We start from the raw sequence: 18076 nt of genomic DNA on the forward strand, positions 1-18076 counted from the left end.
CAAGCGCCTCCATTTTCTATCTTTGCACTCCAATTAAGGAATTGGTTGCGTAGCTCAATTGGATAGAGCACCTGACTACGGATCAGGAGGTTTGGGGTTCGAATCCCTACGTGACCACAGGAAAGTAAAAAAAGCCGCATAACTACATGTTTTGCGGCTTTTGTCGTGTTTAAATCTTGCTTACACAACAAAAGTATATTCTATTCTTTAGTTCTTTTAGTTGTAATCATTGACGAGCCTCCGGCTAATATCTCCATTCGAATCAGCTAAGTTATATTTTGAAGGCTTCCCTTAGAAATAGCAGTACTCCGAACTTAAATGAAAAGACTGGAGAAAACTGAGTACAATACTGACTTTATGCATGGAGTGGATATTCAACTGTTATGTTGAATCAAAAGCAGGTACAATATCATTTTAATAATCAGGAATTATGCCATTAATAACTACGTCCTTCATAGCATTCGGATCATGGCTTGCAATCAAAATAGGTGATAAGGGATTTGATATAGTTGCGGACAAATTGATAGAAATTGATCGAAAAGATAAATTTTATAAAGTAGTTAAGCGAACTTCCAAAGAAATACAAAAAAAATACCCCAAGGTACTAGGTGGTAGTATTGCGCATTTTTTTAAAAAGGAGGAAGTTTTTTCGGAATTAGTTAACTTACTATTTCTTGATGCCAATGCTAATCCAGATGTCATCAATGAGCATTTTGATGTTCAAACACTACCGCTTGGCTTTGTTTCGGAATTCATTCTAACTCTTAAAAGTAATCTGCTTCGGGAGGAGGATTTTCAATTAATACTTTCCAACAAGGAGATATATCTGACCTGTCTCGGAATATCAAATGAAATTAAAACATTGGTTGAGATTACCACAATATCAAAAGGTGAATTGGTTGAAATCAGAAAAATTTTGGAAGATCGCTTTACAGAAAAGTTTAACGAGGATGACTTCATAGAAAGATACTTGCAAAATGCCGAAAATAATCTTTCACAAGTTACTCTCATAGGCTTGGGCGTCGACATGGAAATAAAAAAAGGTAGAAGGAAAAAGCTCAAACAAATATTTGTAAAACCAAATTTTAGAATATCAGAAAATCATACTAAAAACATAAGTGAAGAAGTTCGAGAGAGCCTTCTTGAAAATGATGATAGATTAAGTTGTGAAGATATATTTTCTGTTGATAGAAATTTAGTTGTGCTGGGTAGCCCTGGTAGTGGTAAATCATTCCTAATTAAATACATAATTTGTGCAATTATCAGTAAAGATATTCTTGAATTTAATTCTAAATCTATTTTTGATGCCCTGCCATTCCGAATTGAATTGCGCAAGTATCTGGCTTTTAAGAAAGAGAATGGGGGAAATATTTTAAGCTACCTTATAAATGTGCTAGACACTGAATATGCGGTTAGCAGTATGTTAGAGAGTGTTATTGAAAAGATTGTTCGTAATAAGAAGACCTTGTTTTTGTTCGACGGGCTAGATGAGATATTCGATGCGACTGATAAAAATAGCGTTAGAAATGATATTGAAAACTTTGTCCGTAATTATCCAGAAACAAGGTCGATTACCTCGTCAAGAATCGAAGGATACGAAGAGGCTGCGTTTGATAACGAATTATTCTCTGAAGTGTTTATCGATAAATTTGACGACTACCAAATTAGGTCATATCTAGAAAAGTGGTACATGGTTGAGGAAGATAATGAGATCACAAGGAATGAAGAAATTTCAGATTTTATAAGCAAGAAGGATGGTTTGGATAGTGAGTTACTGAGTAATCCCCTTTTGCTTTCGCTTATTGTAATATTATATAGGAATAACCTCAAATTGCCAGAGTCAAAATTGGAAATTTATAAGAGTTGTACTAGTACATTGGTAGATAAATGGGATTCAAGCAAAGAGTTAACAATTGATTTAGATTTGGAGATTTTAAAGCGAAAGGAGACAGTGTTTGCTGATTTGGCCTTTTGGCAATACTGCGAACTAAGTACCGATACGAAGATCAGGATTACTTATGACAGGGCGAAAAACATAGTCGGAAACTCTTTACAGAATAAGCTCAGGCTTGTTGATGAATATACTGTGGAAGTTTCGGCGGAAAAATTTATGACTTATGCGTCTAAACGATCTATTTATTTTGACAACAATTTTACTCACAAAACCTTCCTTGAATATTATACGGCATATTACATCTACACCAACATAGAGAAGAAACATAAAAAACAAGAACGTGATGAATTGATTACTCGATATATCGGGAATCCATTTTGGCATATCGTTCTAGAATTGCTTCTTAATCTAATTGACAAAGATCAAGCAGATAATGAGATAGTTGACGACATAGCCGCTTTACAATTGGGTAACGGCGATCAATCGTTGAATTTCTTGCTCGCCGTGCTACCGTCTTTACAAAATATAAGTACTACCTTAAAGGATAATATATTTGTGAGGACAATTTCATATTTAATAGCAGAAGCAAATCCTGATGCCCGCGGCTTAATACCACAAGATAGAACTTATCCAGAATTTGAAAAACTTCACAAGATGGTGACAGCTGGAATTAATAAGGATATATTAGATGGCTCTTTAAGGAAAATATCTGCGGCTCTGGCTAGCGAGTCGGAAAGAATACTATTTTTTACATTGAAAATAGAGTTATTAAGTGACATCTTGGACTTGGAAGTAAGAAAGAAGTATTTTGGCCAAGCGGAAGATCTTGTCGCGATTCAAGATCTGATGATAAAGGATGAGCGACTTTTTAAATATTATATTTTTTTGCTAGGTGGCAGAGAAGAAAATAGCTGGATAGTAAATGCTGGCAGATACATTAAATTATTTGGTGTGAAGCAGGCTTATGAATCGTCACCAAGCGTATTTATGCAATCATTGTACGTGTCTATTTTTACCTACATAGTTAACAGCCTATTTGATAGTGATAATTTTACGAGTATAGAGCAAAATTTGCAGGAAGTTAAGAAAATGGGTATTAGCTTTAATGAACTGGTTAGTCGAATCTTCGTTGTTAACAAATCCTTTTACTTCGGCCGGAAGGTTTTCGATTCAGACTTATTAAATGAACTAATAAGTAAGGGAGTATCGGATGAGGGACAGGTTTTAATTCTCATCTATATCTTGAGATTTCACAAGCCTAGACAAAATAAGATAGATTTCGAGAGAAGATATGGGAACATTGCCGATGAGCGATTTAAGAGGGTGCTAATACAAAGTCTGAATAAAACGAGCAGATTACGGGATTTATTTAGTGAGTACATCATTGATGATAAATTATTTGAAATTTTGGGAGACGAACCGAACAAGTGGTTGTAGTACTGGCAATTGAAAATAGTGATAGTTAGGGGTTTGTATTCCGCAAGCACAATATAATAGCCTTAACTTATTTACTATCATGATTTATTCCCTTTTATGTTTTGAGCTTTATTTTGAATTTGACTTTTCACTTATGCGAGAAATGGATCTCAATAGATAAGGTGGGTGTATTTATTGAATTAGTAATTTTCGGAAAATATATACGCCGCAGTACTAAACAATAATATTGGCAGTATTGTCATTTTAATTGCCTCATTCTCGTATCGTTGTCGATACCCCTCCAAAAGCTGCAAATCGGCACTTAGCTTAACGGCTTCATCACGCATCTGCTTCAACCTTTTATCATCCTTACGTTTCTCAAAAATATTGATGACAATGCCTGCTGCAATCATGGCGGCACCGGCAGCTTTGGAATATTTGGCTATCTTTTCGCCATCACCTTCACCTGATCCCTTTATATCTAAGCCTACAATGAGGATGCCAACCGTTTGCATCCATTCAGCCGTATCGCTCTTACCGTCAAGGCGGGCAGCTTCAAAGGCTAGTCCATCAAGAGTGGCCTTGTATTGGTATATACCAAACTCCACATTGATAATTTGATTTTTTAGCCATGACTTTCTATCCGTTGCCTTTGGGTCGTATGCTGCCTCCTGTCTTTGAAATAACGCAGGAGTAAATGGTATTGAATTCGTTTTTAATGTGCTGTATGCCATGAAAATGATAGATTATAGCTGAAATTACCAAGGTAAATATCGGCATAATCTATTGATTATCAAAATGTTGTGTCATATTTTTTTGCATTCTATTTCTACACAATGTCGATAATGCTCAACTGGATTTTAGTATTTGCAATCAGGGAATTAGTGTGATCATCGGGGGCAGGTAGAAGCCGGGTCAAGCACGCACAAAAAAGAGTAGCCCATAAATTGGACTACTTTCCGAAGGTCAGTTTTATGATCTGTTTTATCTGCCTTCATTGTGACTGTATTTCGTTAAAAACCGGATAATAATCGCGCCATTATCGGTTTGATTATCGGTGCCATATCGCTCTATTTTCGGTTGAATTATCGGTCAAAAAAGCTCAATAATCTGCATTGAATCGCTCAAAAAACGCGTTTATTGCTTTTTATTGAATGTATCAATAAGAAACTCGTTAAAATCTTTGTGATTTGGGTATAACAATGCAGATTGGTTTCGCACTGAAAAACCTTGCTCGTTTAGTTTTTCAACAGCCCTAAGTCCTGCATTGTCATTATCCAGGAAACAGTTCACGACACTGTGCTCACCAATATATGGTGACACTTGTTTTAGGTTGTTTGTCGTATTCAGAATGATCGTTGTGAGTGAGGGCTGCACCTTTTGAAAGTACCGAAGTGCAGACAGAAAATCAAAGAAACCCTCGAATATGCTAATGTCTCTTGTCCCCCGGTCAATTGTGGTTATGCCATTTTCCGTTTTCCCCTTAAAGCCTAGTCCGTTCCTTAGATCGAAGCCAGAGTTGTCATTTTTGAACCCAACAGCGAAATAATGTTTGCCCTCAATTTCATAATGAACCTCGCTCAGATACCGAAAAGCATGCTCTATCAGAATTCCGCGGCTTGTAACATATTTAATCAAGGCCTTATGTCGAAGACCGTGAGCAGAGGTGATATTTATTTTGCGCTGATGGTCGTCTGAATTGTATTTGCCGCTAAAAGAAAAGGGATTGGAGGTTGGAAAATCACTTCCAGTTAATATTTTGACTGCATCAATGAAGCTGCATTTATCAATTTGGCGAACTAGCCGGATGGAATCACCTCTCATATCGTCAGTTCCTCCAAAATCGGTATAACTATTTTTATTCACATTTACAGAGAATGACGGTGTACTTTCATTTCGGAGCGGGGATAGATATAACAGTTCGCCACCAACTAGACCGACTGGTTCAAAATTCCTCGATTTCAAGTAGTCCGCAATGGGTGTATTTCGTGCTTTCGCTAGTTGCTCATCATTAAATTTGTTTGGGCTTTTCATATTTGTGATCCTCGATCAGTGGTATTGAAAATGAATAATTATTCTTTTAGCTCGATTACCTTAATACATTACTACAAACCATTATAATATCCTCATTTACAACGCTTTAATTCCTTTTCTTTTAGCGGCAAAATACTTACTACGACCTGCCTACAATCAGCCAATTTCCTACTTGTATTAAGTATGTAGTAACCTTGTAGTAATGAGAGTAATATTAATCTTTACTACACATAAACTATTGAAAGACAGCTCTCTTAAGCTCTGTTGTATCAAAGTTGTTATGGGAAACATCGAAATATTTGAAATGATCATCATTTTTAAGGCGAATGAAATATTTTGAAACAGGATAATTCGAGTTTAGCCTGGTAGAGTATTTTTTGTAACCAAGACTGGTAAGAGCTCGGCCAATGCTAACATTAGTTAACCGGACTTTACCACTCACAATATCGCTGAGAGCGGATTCAATATCGGTCGGAGTCACAACCAGCGCGCCTCTATCTGTCGGATCTGACGGCTCGAAGTACTTTTGGATTAAATCAGTCTCCGGGGTGGATTTTTGGAAATCTTTGTTATGGCGCTCTACCTGATCCATTTCATCTTTCGTTAACTCGCCTTTTTCTCCTGCTTTGACCAATGCGTAAACCTGTGACCATACGTTGTCAATGTCAACATTCTGTTTATATCCAAGCGAACCACCGTTGTCATGATTGATAGTGTCGATCTCTGTGATTATCCAACGGACATTCCCTGTTGGATCTGAAAGAAATTCTTTGTCATTTGTTGTCCCAAAAAAACTTGCTCTACGTATCTGGACAACATCCTTTGTTCCATAATGAGGGCGAACCTTAGCATCTGCTTGCGAAAAAAGTGACTTGATTTTGTTAGCGTCAGCTTTATTTAAATCACGTAACTCATCGATATTTATGATGAAATTTTGGCTTAAAGCTAAATTGCTGTCCTTATGATCCAAAGGCGGATTTTCTTTGTAGTAACCCTGTTTCTCTAAAACTGGTGGACATAAAAAACGAATGAAGTAACTTTTACCGGCATTCTGACCACCTAGCAAGACAAAGCATTGCTTGTTAAATTCGATCCTCCTGAGAGCACACGCGACGGTACGAATAAGGTGCTTCCGAAGCATTCTGTTAAACCAATGTTGCTTTGATTTATCCTTGACAATAATATAGCTACACAGCTCGTCAATGTAGTCTCGATCACCAGGTTGCCAGGTATCAAGATTTTCGAAATAATCTTCAAATGGATTAAAGTCAATAGCAAATCTCGATGAGTTCAGTAAATCATCAAGTATTCCTTTAAATCCCGTCTCGCCTGCTATGTCTTGTAAATCTAATCGGATATCGGCTTTTAATCTGTCATCTACTGTGTGGAACTTATCTCCTTTAAGATCACGACATTCCGTTTCCTTAGTAACTATGTTATACCGAAATTCATATAGCGATCTCAGAGTTTTTCTTATCGCATTTACTTTATTGCTTTTTCCTTCTTCCGGCTGTTTTATCTTTTGGTTCAAATTGTTGGTATTCATATCTTTACGCTGTTGTTACGTTTTGCCACGTACATTTAAAATTAGGTTTGAAACTATTGGTTAAGAAAATTCCCCGTTTTAAGGCCGGGGAATTTTCTAATTATTTTATTGCGTACAATCCGCTTGGTTTATCAGTTAAGCACTACCTGTAAGTTCATCTGATACATCGTCAGTCGAGTATAAAATCACTCGCTCTGTAAGCACTTTTTCGACCGCTTCTCGCTTGATTAGTTCTAGCATCACGTTTCGTTCTGCATTAAAAGCCCTACGTGATAATTCTTCCATCATTTCCCTATTATCAAAAAATTCAGTCTCAATGAAGCTGTAAAGAGCTTTAAAGCATTCTTTCGTAACGTCTTTAATTCTAGCCATGGTTATATTGGTTTTTGTGATTACAGTAAAATGTTAAAATTTACAGATTGTCGATTATTTGAATAGCTGGTTTATACGGCTTTAAGCGGTTTTGTCATAGCTTCTAGACTACCATCACCTAAAAACCTTGAAAAATCTCTTACAACCATTTCGGGCTGTATGTGCGCGTAATGATCCAATGTCATTTGGACATTGGAATGTGCCAACATTGCCGAAACAGACAATGCCGGGACACCTGCTTTCAAGTAATGGGTGGCGGCTGTATGTCTTGCAATGTGAGTTGTCAATCTCTTTCTAATACCCAGAACTAAGGCAACTTGCTTTAAGTGTTGATTGTATTTTTGATTTGTTCTGACAGGAAAACAGACGCCATATTCCCTGCAAACTGAGTAACCCTTGTACTTAGCCAGCAGTGCAAGTGCTGCCGGGACCAACGGACATACTTGGAGAACGTTAGTTTTCTGACGCGGAATTAGAATACAAAATTTTCCATCAACAGTTGAGATGTGGTTCGGTTTAAGGTCTAACAATTCCCTGTAACCCAGGCCAGTATAGATTTGAAATAGAAATAAGTCACAGGACAAGTGTAAAGCGTCACTAGCAAATGTTGCGCTTTGCAGCAAGCCAATTTCGTCCTCTGAAAGAAAATCCCTCTTTTTTCTTTCAAGTTTTTTTCTATAATTCATGAATGGATTTCTTGTAATCCATTCATTTTCAACTGCATAGTTCAGGATTCTTCTAAGGTGTGTAACAATTCTGCAAGCTACATTGTGAGAAAGTGAATATTTATTTTTAAGCCATAATAGAAATTGAATGGCATCAGCGGGAACGATATCCTCTATACGCGGATTAGTCCCAAACTTGTTTGATATCCACCTTATACAATGCCGTTGCCATACCTGCAATTTGTCGTAAGAGCCTTTTTCCAGATCTCCCGAGTGAAATAGTTCCAATATTACCTTTTCATTGAACTGTTTCATGCATTCCAGCAGGCCCGGTATGTTCTCAATATAACTACCTAGCGTTGATGCCTTAATCAATTGTAAGTCGACAGGGAGAGAAGCAAGTTGCAGCTGAGATGCGTATGCCTCAGCTTTATGCTTCAATGCAGTTAAAGACATAGTCCCTTCTGGATTTCCATTGATAATCGCAGATTTCTGATCGAAATTACGTGGGGATGCTTTGACACCTGTACTGAAAGCAAGTCTATTGCGGCCAAACCTAAGCCACATGTAAACGTAGCCAAGCTTGTCAATTGGCATCTTTTCCACTTGCCTTAGCCCAAACGAAACAACGAATGTAGACCGAGTAGACCGTCCACCATTCTGTATATGTTTTCCTGCCTGGGTGATGTTATAAGAGAGGTTCGAAATTCTTAGCTTTGCCATTGATTGTAGTAGTTTAATTTTGAAAGGATTAAGCCATTGCATTTTGCCCGGGACTATTACTAGTAGTTTCCGGGCTTTCTTTTTTTAGAAATTCTTCAAGCGGAACTCTGAAATAAGTTGAAAGCCGCCTTGCCTCCGAAACAAGCATCTCTTTTTGCCCCTTAGCTAGTTGCCAAAACCTTATCCGATTAATCCCGACATTGTCGTAAAAGACTTTTGTGGGTCGAAATTGTAACGCCTCGTTTGATTCGTAACGGGCTATTGCTCTTTGTAGAGCTGAGAATGAATTCTTAGTAGTGTCCATACTTTTGAGAATTAGTTTCGACAAAAATGGACTATATAGTTCATTTTACCAAACAATAAGTCCATTATATTTTACATATAAGTCCTTTTTTTAGATGAATCGGTCGGCTAACTTTGGCCTATGGACATTACCCAACGAATTAAAACTATCCGAGAGATACGGGGATTTAGGCAAATAGATATTGCCAATAAATTAAACCTCGATCCTTCCTATTATGCCAGGCTGGAAAAGCGAGGCAGCAAAATGACTCTCGACCAGCTAATTAGTATAGTAGACGCTATGGACGTTAATATGTCTGATTTCATGGCAGAAGATCTTTGGATGCTCAGAAATCAGGCAACTAAATCAATTGGAGAAAGAGCTGTCGAAATGCACAACTTGTGCGTTGAACATACCGAGGACTTTTATGGTGTTTTCGAAAAGTGGGTTGAGGTCAGCTTTTCAATAAAATTTGATACCCTTGTTAGCAAAGGTGTCGGGTTTGATGAGATAGTTCAGCGGCTTAACAACGAACAGTTTAGAATGGTATTTTTCGCTTTGCTTGGCTATGTCCAGTTCACGCCACCATGGTTTAGTGATAGGCACAGAGAGCTTTATAGGCGCCTAGCGCCATATTCTGAATCGGAAAGGCTTCTTCTATGGCCTTATCGGCAAAGGGAGGCGAATGTAAGAAAGTAGACAGATTTGTTTTGAAGAAGTTTTCAGCATTAGCTTTTGGGAAGTAATGCTAAATCTCCGGAGAATCAAGTTGTTCGACAAACCCAATTTTTCCTGAAAAAGCAGGATTTGCGCCGGAAGTTTTCACCATAGATCCAATTGCTTCTTTGAGCACCAAAGTAAATTGTTTTTTATGTGTATTATTTAATGCATCCATATATGAAATACTAAGAATGCACTGGGGGAAGTTTTCTAAAAGATGATCTTCCGAGAGTGTTTTTTTCTCAGCACTTTCGAGCATCAAATAGACGGTTAGATAGAAAGACAGCAAATAAGGGTAGGGGATTGGGATTCTTTTATAAGAATCTCCTATCCGATAAGGAACAATAATATCAAGCTGATTTTCTGATAGATAAGGCGTGGAAATAAACACTCCTCCTACTGTTTCACTAAGAGTTATTTGAAGGGCGTTACGTGCTCGTAAGTTGATAGCAATGCCTCCGTCAGCCGTATTTATGTATGCTGCTATTCGAGTGAGATCGAAATCCCATTTGTAAGTAATTTTTTTAGCTGCACCTATCCCGATATTAACCAGGCTCACTTGTGGAAGATCTTTGTCGCTATTTGATGGTACTGACAGGATTGTCCATGGATAGTACCTTCCATTAGAAGCCAAAGAAACATGACCAACTACTTCTTCATCTAAAATATAGAGATCTGGTTTAAGGCTTAGATCTATCTGCTTCTGTGCCATTGCTTTTACCCCTGCAATATCTTCACGCTGAGCCTTCAATGTCATCCAGACAAGATATGTAGCCGCAGTACTCACCAAAAGCCCAACAGTACTTCCTAAAAAGCTGCCAAATGCGCTCAAATAGTCATGATCAATGTCACCAAAAAACGACAATCTTCCATGAATTGCGAAGTTCACTAATGTCAAAACAAATATTATTAGACCGACTCCGAAGAAAGTCTTTACAATTTTTTTTTCACGCTCTTCGAGTTCCTTTTCGGGCATATCAAGTTTAGCTTACTATCTAATTGCCTAAGGTCGTGGAAAAGCATATTAGATAGATACAATAACTGGATAATTTTAATATGTGAAGCAAATTTGTGCAAAAATTCAAAAAAAAGTATCATTCTAATGCTCTAATAATCAGTCGATTGCTTTATATATTCAGAATTTCTAATTTATTGCGTGTATCAAATGTGCATCATTTAGATTTTGTAAAAATGTAAAGGGCTGATTTTAAGATATATAATAAGGTGATTCACAGACCCTACGTGACCACAACCCAAGGCGCCTTTCGCGAGATTGGCGCTTTTTTGTTGCTTTTAGGACGCTACTACGGATTAGGAGGTTTGGGCCGGGCCGCTGGGCGGTTCGAATCCCTACGTGACCACATGAAAATCAAAGACTTAGCAAATTCTGCTAAGTCTTTTTTGTTGCAATAAAACTCGCAATGGATTTAGCTGTAAGATTTTTAAAGTAATGATCCCTAGCGACGCTTTTCCCAGTCTTCAAAAATGAAACGCAGGGCATCGTAATAAGCCACAACGGGTTCGGTCATGTGGGTTTCAGTGGGGTAATGTTTGTAGAGATACTTGAATCCTTTTAGCTTTTTCTTAGCAATTGTTGCATCCAGCTTCAACAGATGTTTATGGAAAAACGAATTAGGCCCCCCTTCGTTTCCGTCACTGTAAAAAAATATTTTGTCTAGGGCTGAACCACTTTTTAATTTTTCATCAGTCATTCTTAACATGTACTTCCTGTCCCACCAAAGAGATGGGCTTACGGCAATATACGCATCAAACAGATCCGGATGAGTCAGCAGACAATTAAGTGCTGAAAGGCCTCCAAAGGAATGCCCTGCAAATATTTTGTAGGGTGTTGTTTTATAATTTTTGTCAATCATTGGGATCAATTCATTCTCGATGAATTGTAAAAATTTTTCGTTCCCGCCGCTGCTTGTATACGAACTACTGTCTGGTTTTTCCTCAAAGTTAAGTAAGCTGTTGGTTGGGGTAAGGTCTCTGGTTCGTTTTGTATTTGGGATGCCAATGACAATTGTCTTCGGCATTGCCGAAACGTCGGGCCTACTCAGATAATCGACATACTGAACAAGCAATTCAAAATGATTGTCGCCGTCCATTACGTATATGACTGGAAAATGGTTGTTTCTATCCGCGGAGTCTGCTTTAGGGCAATGCACATACACCTTTCGGTCTTCGTTTAAAAGCTTGGAGTGAATCGTCAACACCTCACTTGATGTAGGTGTATACGCCTGTAAATTCTGAGAATGTGCCTGAAAAGCGACAACTAAAAATAGACTGGTCAGCCATTGAAAGGGATAAATTATCAATTTCATCGATATAATTTAATTAAGTAGGGCATCGGATTTTTGCTGATTACTACGGCTGCTACTGCGGTCGTAGTGGGTGCCGTGCTTGGCGTAATTTGGTTAAAAAAGACAATTTATATAAATCCGGCGGGAAGTTTTCGGATGACCCCAACAACAAAGAAAAATTGAACTTCACAACAAAGCAGCCTGATCTGCGATTGCTGAAATTTGTATTGGAAAAACAAAGACAACATGAGGACTTGAAAATCCGAAAATGTATGGCGTGGCCACGCCAGGCAACAACCCAAATCAAATTTCACTTTTAAAACCAATCGAAATGAAACGTATCATATTAGTTACAGGCGGAACCGGATTCGTAGCCATCCATACGATCTTGCAACTGTTACAACAAGGCTATCAGGTGAAAACCACGCTCCGTTCTTTGTCTAAAAAAGACAAAATAATTGATGCATTGAAAGATGGCGGAATTGACGATTTTACTGATCTTTCCTTCCATCAGGCTGAGCTGACGTCAGATGAAGGCTGGGAGGAAGCGGTAAGGGACTGCGAATATGTGCTGCACATTGCATCGCCATTTCCAGCCCAGGCGCCCAAAGATGAGAACGAGCTCATTATTCCTGCTCGTGACGGTGCGCTGCGTGTTTTGAAATCAGCGAGCAATGCAGGTGTTAAGCGCGTTGTGCTTACCTCGTCGTTTGCTGCCATTGGTTACAGTAATAATGCAAAGGATCACGTATTCACCGAAACAGACTGGACGGATGAGCATGCGCCGATCATGGCATACATTAAATCTAAAACCATTGCAGAAAAAGCGGCGTGGGATTTTATAAAAACAGAAGGTGGTAGCATGGAGCTTACTGTTATCAATCCGGTTGGGATTTTCGGGCCGGTTTTGGGAGATATTTCGTCGGCTTCGCTGGACACGATCGTGAAGGGGATCATCGGCGGCACTACAACCGAAAGCCCGGCATTTACATTCGGCGTTGTTGATGTACGTGATGTTGCCGACATCCATATAAAAGCAATGCTGCATCCCAAAGCAAACGGACAGCGCTTTCTGGCTACATCTGAGGGCGTAATGAGCGTCTACGATGTGGCGCAACTGATCAAAACCGAACGGCCTGAACTGGCCGCGGATATTGCTGATATGCAGCAGACGGATGAAGCATTTTATATTCAAATGTCGAACAGGAAAGCAGTGGAAATATTAGGTTGGGATCCGAAAAGCAGACAATCCGCTATTCTGGAAAGTGTTGACAGTTTGTATAAATGAGTAAATTTGGATTCATAAAATCAAATGTGACAAGTGAAAGTTAATAACCTGCAATCCTGTCATTTGGGGCCGGAAATTTCGCCGGAGCAATTTATATCAGAACATTTCTTTCTGTATTTACTGAAAGGTTCAATAAAGGCTTTTGACGGTCACAAGCATTATCAGATGGTTCCCGGGGATTACTGCATCGCCAGGAAAAACCATTTGGTGCGCTATACAAAATATAAGGATAAGGACGAATTTGAAAAGATCATTATCACATTGGATGAGCCATTCCTAAGGAAGTTTTTGGAGCGGCATCCGGTTCAAGCCCAGGCTGACAGCAACAATGATTCTTTTCTTTTTATACAAGATAACAAACTGATTAAAAACTATATCCAGTCGCTGGAACCTTACTACTCCGGAGATTTGGAGATTGACGAAACTTTTGCGGATATAAAACGCGAAGAGCTGCTGATGATCATTTTAAAGTCTGATCCTGCGATGGCTAATGTGTTTTTCAACTTCGCAATTCCTGCCAAGATTGACCTCGAAGCATATATGAACCGCAACTTCCGCTTTAATATTAGCCTGGAACGTTTCGCCTTTCTTACTGGCAGAAGCTTGTCCTCATTTAAAAGGGATTTTCAAAAGGTTTTCGGCACAAACCCCGGAAATTGGCTTAAAAAGAAACGGCTCGACGAAGCCTATTTTCAAATCAGCCAGCAAAAACACAGACCCAGTGAAGTCTATCTGGAAGTTGGCTTTGAAGACCTGTCTCATTTTTCATTTGTATTTAAAAAAGAATTCGGCAGGACTCCGTCAGAAGTGTTGCAATAGCGGCTGGTTAGGCGCAAAGCAGGCGGGGAGGATAGATTAATTGAGAATTTAATAACATTCATTTTTCTGCATTTGCCAAGGAACAATATTTTTATATTCATTCCAATCACTCCCAGTTTCTTAAATAGCCAGCCCATATTGTGTCGTCTGAACCGCAGGATTTAATGTATGAATTCGATAATGTCATTATCGGCTCGGGTATGGGTGCGCTTTCGGCGGCGATTTGCCTGCTGCGTGAGGGGCAAACGGTGCTCATTTTGGAACAGCATAACGTGTTCGGCGGCTGGTGCCACAGCTTCCGGATCGGCAGCCAGCGTTTTTCTCCCGGGGTGCATTATATAGGTCAGCTGGGCGAAGGGCAGTCTACCCGAATGTTGTACGAAGGTTTGGGAATTGCCAATGAACTCACCTTTTTTGAAATGAACCCGGCTGCCTATGAACATTGCTGGATCGGTGAAAAACGCGTTGATATTCCAGCCCATTTCGACGCACTTTGCGAAGCGCTTTCCATACAATTTCCCGCAGAAAAAAAGGGGATTAAAAAGTATCTTACCGCGGTTAAAAATGTCAGCAGCCAGCTGGACCTGATCTCAGAAATGAATGGTTTCCGTGATCACCTGACCATTCCCTGGCGCACGCGACATCTTGGAAAATATGGCCTATTCAGCGTAAAACGGGTTATTGACTGGCATATCAAGGACCCGCTTTTGAAAAAAATATTGAATATCCAGTGGGGTAACCACGGCCTTCCGCCTGCCCAAGCCAGCTTTCCCTACCACGCTGCTGTGATGGCACACTATGCAAAAGGCGGCTTTTATCCGATGGGCGGCGGTGCGGCGATCGTGAAGGCGATGGCCAATGTGATTAAAAAACACGGCGGTCAATGCAGGACGGGGCAGAAGGTGAAGCGCATTTTGATACGAGGTGAGAAAGTGAAGCGTGCGGTGGGTGTCGAACTAGAAAAAGGTGCGCTTATTTATGCAAAAAGGGTTATTTCCAATGCGGATCCGGGAACGACTTATAAAAGTCTGATAGGTGAGCAAAACCTCAGCAAGCAGCTTTTGAATCAATTAAAAAATACCAAATATTCCTGCACCTCGCTGATCCTGTTTTTGACGGTTGATATGGATCTCCGCAAAGCGGGTTTGGACTCAGGAAATGTCTGGCTGGTGCCAGATGAAGCGGCGGAAGAATCGTATGGTCAGGATGAAGATGCAGATATTGCCTCAGAAAACGCCTTTCCAGCCCTTTTTATCAGTTCCAGTACATTAAAAGATCCGACGAGTTTTGACGGCATTCACCATACGCTGGAAGTGATTACGCTTATAAACAAGCACGCTTTCAGTCAGTTTGATGGGGAAACCGGAATACATTCCCAGGCATACCTGGATTTTAAAGAACGGCTGAGCATGAAAATGATCAAAAGCCTCGAAAAGGTGCTGCCGGGGATCAGCCAAACCATTGTCCAGAAAGAAATGGGCACGCCGCTTACCAACAAGCATTACATTGGTTCCACGGACGGCTGTGTGTATGGCACCGAAAAAAGTTTCTGGCAGATAGGAGCATTTGCATTTAAAGCGCAAAGTGAAATTGAAAATCTGTATTTGTGCGGCGCGAGCATTCTGGCCAACGGGGTTGCGGGAGCAAGTTATTCGGGTGTGCAAACGGCCGCAAGGATCCTCGGCACATCCCAGGCGGCGCTGCTGAAACCAGATCCGTCCCAACAACTTCACGTATATGCAGCCGAGGATGCAACGCATTATCCTGAGTGGATCAAAACGAAGATCAATACGAGAAGGAAGCTGAAAGTAGTTTAATGAACCAAATTAACACAACATTCACGCGCGTTGCTTGAAAAGTGATCCGATTGTTACGTAATTGTCGCATCAATTTTCACTCTCAATAAATATAATCATGAGCACATTGCAGCTAAGGGACGGGGCTACGCTATTTTACAAGGACTGGGGCACTGGACAACCTATCGTATTTCACCACGGATGGCCACTTTCCAGCGATGACTGGGATAATCAAATGATGTTTTTTCTTCAAAAAGGCTTCCGCGTCATTGCGCACGATCGTCGCGGACACGGACGTTCTTCCCAAACTTTTGAAGGCCATGAAATGAATACTTACGCTGCGGATGTAGCCGAACTTGTTGCACATCTGGACCTTAGAGACGCTATACATGTCGGTCACTCAACGGGTGGGGGTGAAGTGATACGCTATGTGAATAAACATGGCGCTGGCAGGGTTGCCAAAGCCGTGCTGGTAAGTGCCGTAACCCCGCTTATGGTGCAATCAGAAACAAATCCGGATGGTGTGCCGATGGAAGTTTTTGATGAAATCCGCGAGATGACTGCTACACAGAGACCGCAGTATTTCAAGGATTTCTCGGAGGCATTTTACGGATATAATCGTGCAGGTGCTGTTGAAAAGCAGGGCATTCGAGACAACTGGTGGCGCCAGGGTATGATGGGAAGCATTCTAGCTCATTATGAATGCATTAAGGCGTTTTCTGCAACTGATTTTACCGAAGATCTGCAAACCGTTGATGTGCCCGTATTGGTGCTGCATGGTGAAGACGACCAGATCGTGCCTTATGAGATCACTGCACTAAAAGCCGCTAAATTGTTGAAAAACGGTAAACTGATCACGTATCCAGGTTTTCCACATGGGATGCCGACAACGGAAGCCGAAACCATTAATAAGGATATCCTGACGTTCATTCAGGGATAATATTAACTGGCGCTTGATTGTTGTCAGGAGCATTAGAATGGCCGGGTGGGAATTTTTCCGTCCGGCCATTTTGCAATACTAATGTTAGTTCCAGCTATCAAGGAATCAAGTTCTCCGCTCTCAGCCTTTTGAACAAATCAAAAAACGAGTCACGCGTATCCTGATAGCCCGTAAAGCCCAGTTTTCGGCTTTTGGACATGTCCGTCATAACCTCCAAAGGGCGGCCCAAATCGAGATCCGTATGCCAGGCGGAGGCCAGACGATTAATATCGGGTTCTTTCAAATTGTATTTGGAAGCAATCTGCTGCCAGGCCGGGGCGTCGTTTGCCATTTCTTGCTCCAAAGGGCGAATTTGCCCGCCAAATCCGGCTGACTCAATGGCAAACCAGTCTGCTATTTGTTTCCAAAGCCATTTCCAGCGGAAGAGGTCGCCATTCGCAACATTAAATGCTTCATTGTGAGCCGCTTCGGTGGTGGCGGCCCAGATCATGTGTTCAGCCAGCAGTTTTGCATCTGTGACATCGGATAACCCGTTCCATTGCTCGGCTGAGCCGGGAAATTGAAATGGCCTGCCGGTCTCTTTACAAATGCTTGCGTAAATGGCCAGCGTGGTGCCCATATTCATGAGATTACCAACTGCTTTGCCCACCACAGAATGCGGTCTGTGAATGCTCCAGGTAAAACCATCACGCTCAGCGCCAGCATAAACTTCGTCTTCCTGGGCATAGTAAAAGTTTTCCAGATTCAGCCTGGGGTGTTCTTCCCGGACGGGCGTTTCGGGCAATGTGCCAGCTTTTGCATAAGCCTCAAACGGCCCCAGATAATGTTTAAGCCCAGTAACCAGCGCAACATGCCGGACCGACTTTCGTGCAGAAAGGCTGTCTAGTAAATTCCGGACCATCGCGCTGTTGACGCGGATATTTTCAGCTTCCGTATCATTGCGCATCCAGCTTGTAAAGAAAACGTGGGTAGGCGCCACATCCGCCAGTTTTGCTGTCAGATCAGTCGGATTGAGCAAGTCAGCGGCGATAGGTTTTAAGCCGGAGATTTCTGTGTTCGGATGACGGGAAAGGCCATAAGTGATCCAGCCTTTTTCAATCAGTTTTTCTGCGAGGTTGCTTCCGGTGATGCCGGTTGCGCCTACTACTAGTGCAATATTTGTCATTTGCTTGGGATTTTCAACACTTGATTTAATGTTACAAAATTACCGCATGCCAAGGCGATGCACATTGACCTGCGTCAAGTAATGCAGTTGATCTAAATCAAGCATTCCT

General features: G+C 40.7%; 15 protein-coding genes and 1 tRNA gene. 7 read left to right on the forward strand and 9 right to left on the reverse strand.

Features of this window, described 5'->3' with window-relative positions; all coding sequences use genetic code 11:
• Positions 1 to 43 precede the first annotated feature (43 nt).
• Together L0660_RS00135 and L0660_RS00140 are read left to right on the forward strand one after the other, a co-directional pair.
• A tRNA-Arg gene (locus L0660_RS00135) sits at positions 44 to 117 on the forward strand.
• A 313-nt stretch (positions 118 to 430) separates the two neighbouring features.
• Positions 431 to 3331: an NACHT domain-containing NTPase gene (locus L0660_RS00140; protein WP_235156741.1), complete on the forward strand. Its 2901-nt coding sequence runs from the start codon at positions 431 to 433 to the stop codon at positions 3329 to 3331.
• Between the two features lie 179 nt (positions 3332 to 3510).
• Here the strand turns inward: L0660_RS00140 and L0660_RS00145 are convergent, their stop codons facing one another.
• The 6 genes from L0660_RS00145 to L0660_RS00170 form a co-directional block, all read right to left on the reverse strand.
• Positions 3511 to 4044, reverse strand: coding sequence for a hypothetical protein (locus L0660_RS00145; RefSeq protein ID WP_235156742.1), 534 nt, complete (start codon positions 4042 to 4044; stop codon positions 3511 to 3513).
• Positions 4045 to 4447: 403 nt separating this feature from the next.
• On the reverse strand, positions 4448 to 5344 hold the full coding sequence (locus tag L0660_RS00150; RefSeq protein ID WP_235156743.1) for a toprim domain-containing protein: 897 nt from the start codon (positions 5342 to 5344) through the stop codon (positions 4448 to 4450).
• Between the two features lie 235 nt (positions 5345 to 5579).
• Positions 5580 to 6890, reverse strand: coding sequence for a virulence-associated E family protein (locus L0660_RS00155; protein WP_235156744.1), 1311 nt, complete (start codon positions 6888 to 6890; stop codon positions 5580 to 5582).
• A gap of 135 nt (positions 6891 to 7025) precedes the next feature.
• On the reverse strand, positions 7026 to 7262 hold the full coding sequence (locus L0660_RS00160) for a hypothetical protein (protein ID WP_235156745.1): 237 nt from the start codon (positions 7260 to 7262) through the stop codon (positions 7026 to 7028).
• 71 nt (positions 7263 to 7333) lie between these two features.
• Positions 7334 to 8650, reverse strand: coding sequence for a site-specific integrase (locus L0660_RS00165; protein WP_235156746.1), 1317 nt, complete (start codon positions 8648 to 8650; stop codon positions 7334 to 7336).
• A gap of 28 nt (positions 8651 to 8678) precedes the next feature.
• Positions 8679 to 8954 (reverse strand): DUF3313 domain-containing protein, encoded by a 276-nt coding sequence (locus L0660_RS00170; protein ID WP_235156747.1) that lies wholly within the window; start codon positions 8952 to 8954, stop codon positions 8679 to 8681.
• A gap of 120 nt (positions 8955 to 9074) precedes the next feature.
• Here L0660_RS00170 and L0660_RS00175 point away from each other — a divergent pair, with 120 nt between their 5' ends.
• Positions 9075 to 9632: a helix-turn-helix domain-containing protein gene (locus L0660_RS00175; protein WP_235156748.1), complete on the forward strand. Its 558-nt coding sequence runs from the start codon at positions 9075 to 9077 to the stop codon at positions 9630 to 9632.
• A gap of 49 nt (positions 9633 to 9681) precedes the next feature.
• On the opposite strand, the gene L0660_RS00180 is transcribed toward L0660_RS00175, so the two are convergent.
• Positions 9682 to 10629: a hypothetical protein gene (locus L0660_RS00180; RefSeq protein WP_235156749.1), complete on the reverse strand. Its 948-nt coding sequence runs from the start codon at positions 10627 to 10629 to the stop codon at positions 9682 to 9684.
• Positions 10630 to 11110: 481 nt separating this feature from the next.
• A complete protein-coding gene (locus tag L0660_RS00185; protein ID WP_235156750.1) occupies positions 11111 to 11980 on the reverse strand; it encodes an alpha/beta hydrolase in 870 nt (289 codons plus the stop codon).
• A 310-nt stretch (positions 11981 to 12290) separates the two neighbouring features.
• On the opposite strand from L0660_RS00185, the gene L0660_RS00190 reads away from it, so the two are divergent.
• The 4 genes from L0660_RS00190 (at position 12291) to L0660_RS00205 (ending at position 16802) form a co-directional block, all read left to right on the forward strand.
• The gene (locus L0660_RS00190; RefSeq protein ID WP_235156751.1) at positions 12291 to 13247 is read left to right on the forward strand and encodes an aldehyde reductase; all 957 of its coding nucleotides are present in this window, start codon (positions 12291 to 12293) and stop codon (positions 13245 to 13247) included.
• A gap of 33 nt (positions 13248 to 13280) precedes the next feature.
• Positions 13281 to 14066 carry an AraC family transcriptional regulator gene (locus L0660_RS00195; RefSeq protein WP_235156752.1) on the forward strand — a complete coding sequence of 262 codons (786 nt, stop codon included), beginning with the start codon at positions 13281 to 13283 and terminating at the stop codon, positions 14064 to 14066.
• 164 nt (positions 14067 to 14230) lie between these two features.
• Complete coding sequence (locus tag L0660_RS00200) at positions 14231 to 15883, forward strand: NAD(P)/FAD-dependent oxidoreductase (protein WP_235156753.1); 1653 nt, start codon at positions 14231 to 14233, stop codon at positions 15881 to 15883.
• A 97-nt stretch (positions 15884 to 15980) separates the two neighbouring features.
• The gene (locus tag L0660_RS00205; RefSeq protein ID WP_235156754.1) at positions 15981 to 16802 is read left to right on the forward strand and encodes an alpha/beta fold hydrolase; all 822 of its coding nucleotides are present in this window, start codon (positions 15981 to 15983) and stop codon (positions 16800 to 16802) included.
• A gap of 97 nt (positions 16803 to 16899) precedes the next feature.
• Here the strand turns inward: L0660_RS00205 and L0660_RS00210 are convergent, their stop codons facing one another.
• Positions 16900 to 17967, reverse strand: a complete 1068-nt coding sequence (locus L0660_RS00210; RefSeq protein WP_235156755.1) for an SDR family oxidoreductase — start codon at positions 17965 to 17967, stop codon at positions 16900 to 16902.
• Positions 17968 to 18076 lie beyond the last annotated feature (109 nt).

It is taken from the genome of Dyadobacter sp. CY351 (assembly GCF_021502625.1).
In the GTDB taxonomy this organism is placed as follows: domain Bacteria; phylum Bacteroidota; class Bacteroidia; order Cytophagales; family Spirosomataceae; genus Dyadobacter; species Dyadobacter chenhuakuii.

Excerpts from the sequence above, each read along its gene's own strand:
- L0660_RS00175 (WP_235156748.1), top strand. The coding sequence starts at position 9,075 with ATGGACATTACCCAACGAATTAAAACTATCCGAGAGATACGGGGATTT.
- L0660_RS00200 (WP_235156753.1), top strand. The coding sequence starts at position 14,231 with ATGTATGAATTCGATAATGTCATTATCGGCTCGGGTATGGGTGCGCTT.
- L0660_RS00160 (WP_235156745.1), bottom strand. The coding sequence starts at position 7,262 with ATGGCTAGAATTAAAGACGTTACGAAAGAATGCTTTAAAGCTCTTTAC.
- L0660_RS00185 (WP_235156750.1), bottom strand. The coding sequence starts at position 11,980 with ATGAAATTGATAATTTATCCCTTTCAATGGCTGACCAGTCTATTTTTA.
- L0660_RS00155 (WP_235156744.1), bottom strand. The coding sequence starts at position 6,890 with ATGAATACCAACAATTTGAACCAAAAGATAAAACAGCCGGAAGAAGGA.
- L0660_RS00145 (WP_235156742.1), bottom strand. The coding sequence starts at position 4,044 with ATGGCATACAGCACATTAAAAACGAATTCAATACCATTTACTCCTGCG.
- L0660_RS00170 (WP_235156747.1), bottom strand. The coding sequence starts at position 8,954 with ATGGACACTACTAAGAATTCATTCTCAGCTCTACAAAGAGCAATAGCC.
- L0660_RS00205 (WP_235156754.1), top strand. The coding sequence starts at position 15,981 with ATGAGCACATTGCAGCTAAGGGACGGGGCTACGCTATTTTACAAGGAC.
- L0660_RS00165 (WP_235156746.1), bottom strand. The coding sequence starts at position 8,650 with ATGGCAAAGCTAAGAATTTCGAACCTCTCTTATAACATCACCCAGGCA.
- L0660_RS00190 (WP_235156751.1), top strand. The coding sequence starts at position 12,291 with ATGAAACGTATCATATTAGTTACAGGCGGAACCGGATTCGTAGCCATC.
- L0660_RS00180 (WP_235156749.1), bottom strand. The coding sequence starts at position 10,629 with ATGCCCGAAAAGGAACTCGAAGAGCGTGAAAAAAAAATTGTAAAGACT.
- L0660_RS00150 (WP_235156743.1), bottom strand. The coding sequence starts at position 5,344 with ATGAAAAGCCCAAACAAATTTAATGATGAGCAACTAGCGAAAGCACGA.
- L0660_RS00210 (WP_235156755.1), bottom strand. The coding sequence starts at position 17,967 with ATGACAAATATTGCACTAGTAGTAGGCGCAACCGGCATCACCGGAAGC.
- L0660_RS00140 (WP_235156741.1), top strand. The coding sequence starts at position 431 with ATGCCATTAATAACTACGTCCTTCATAGCATTCGGATCATGGCTTGCA.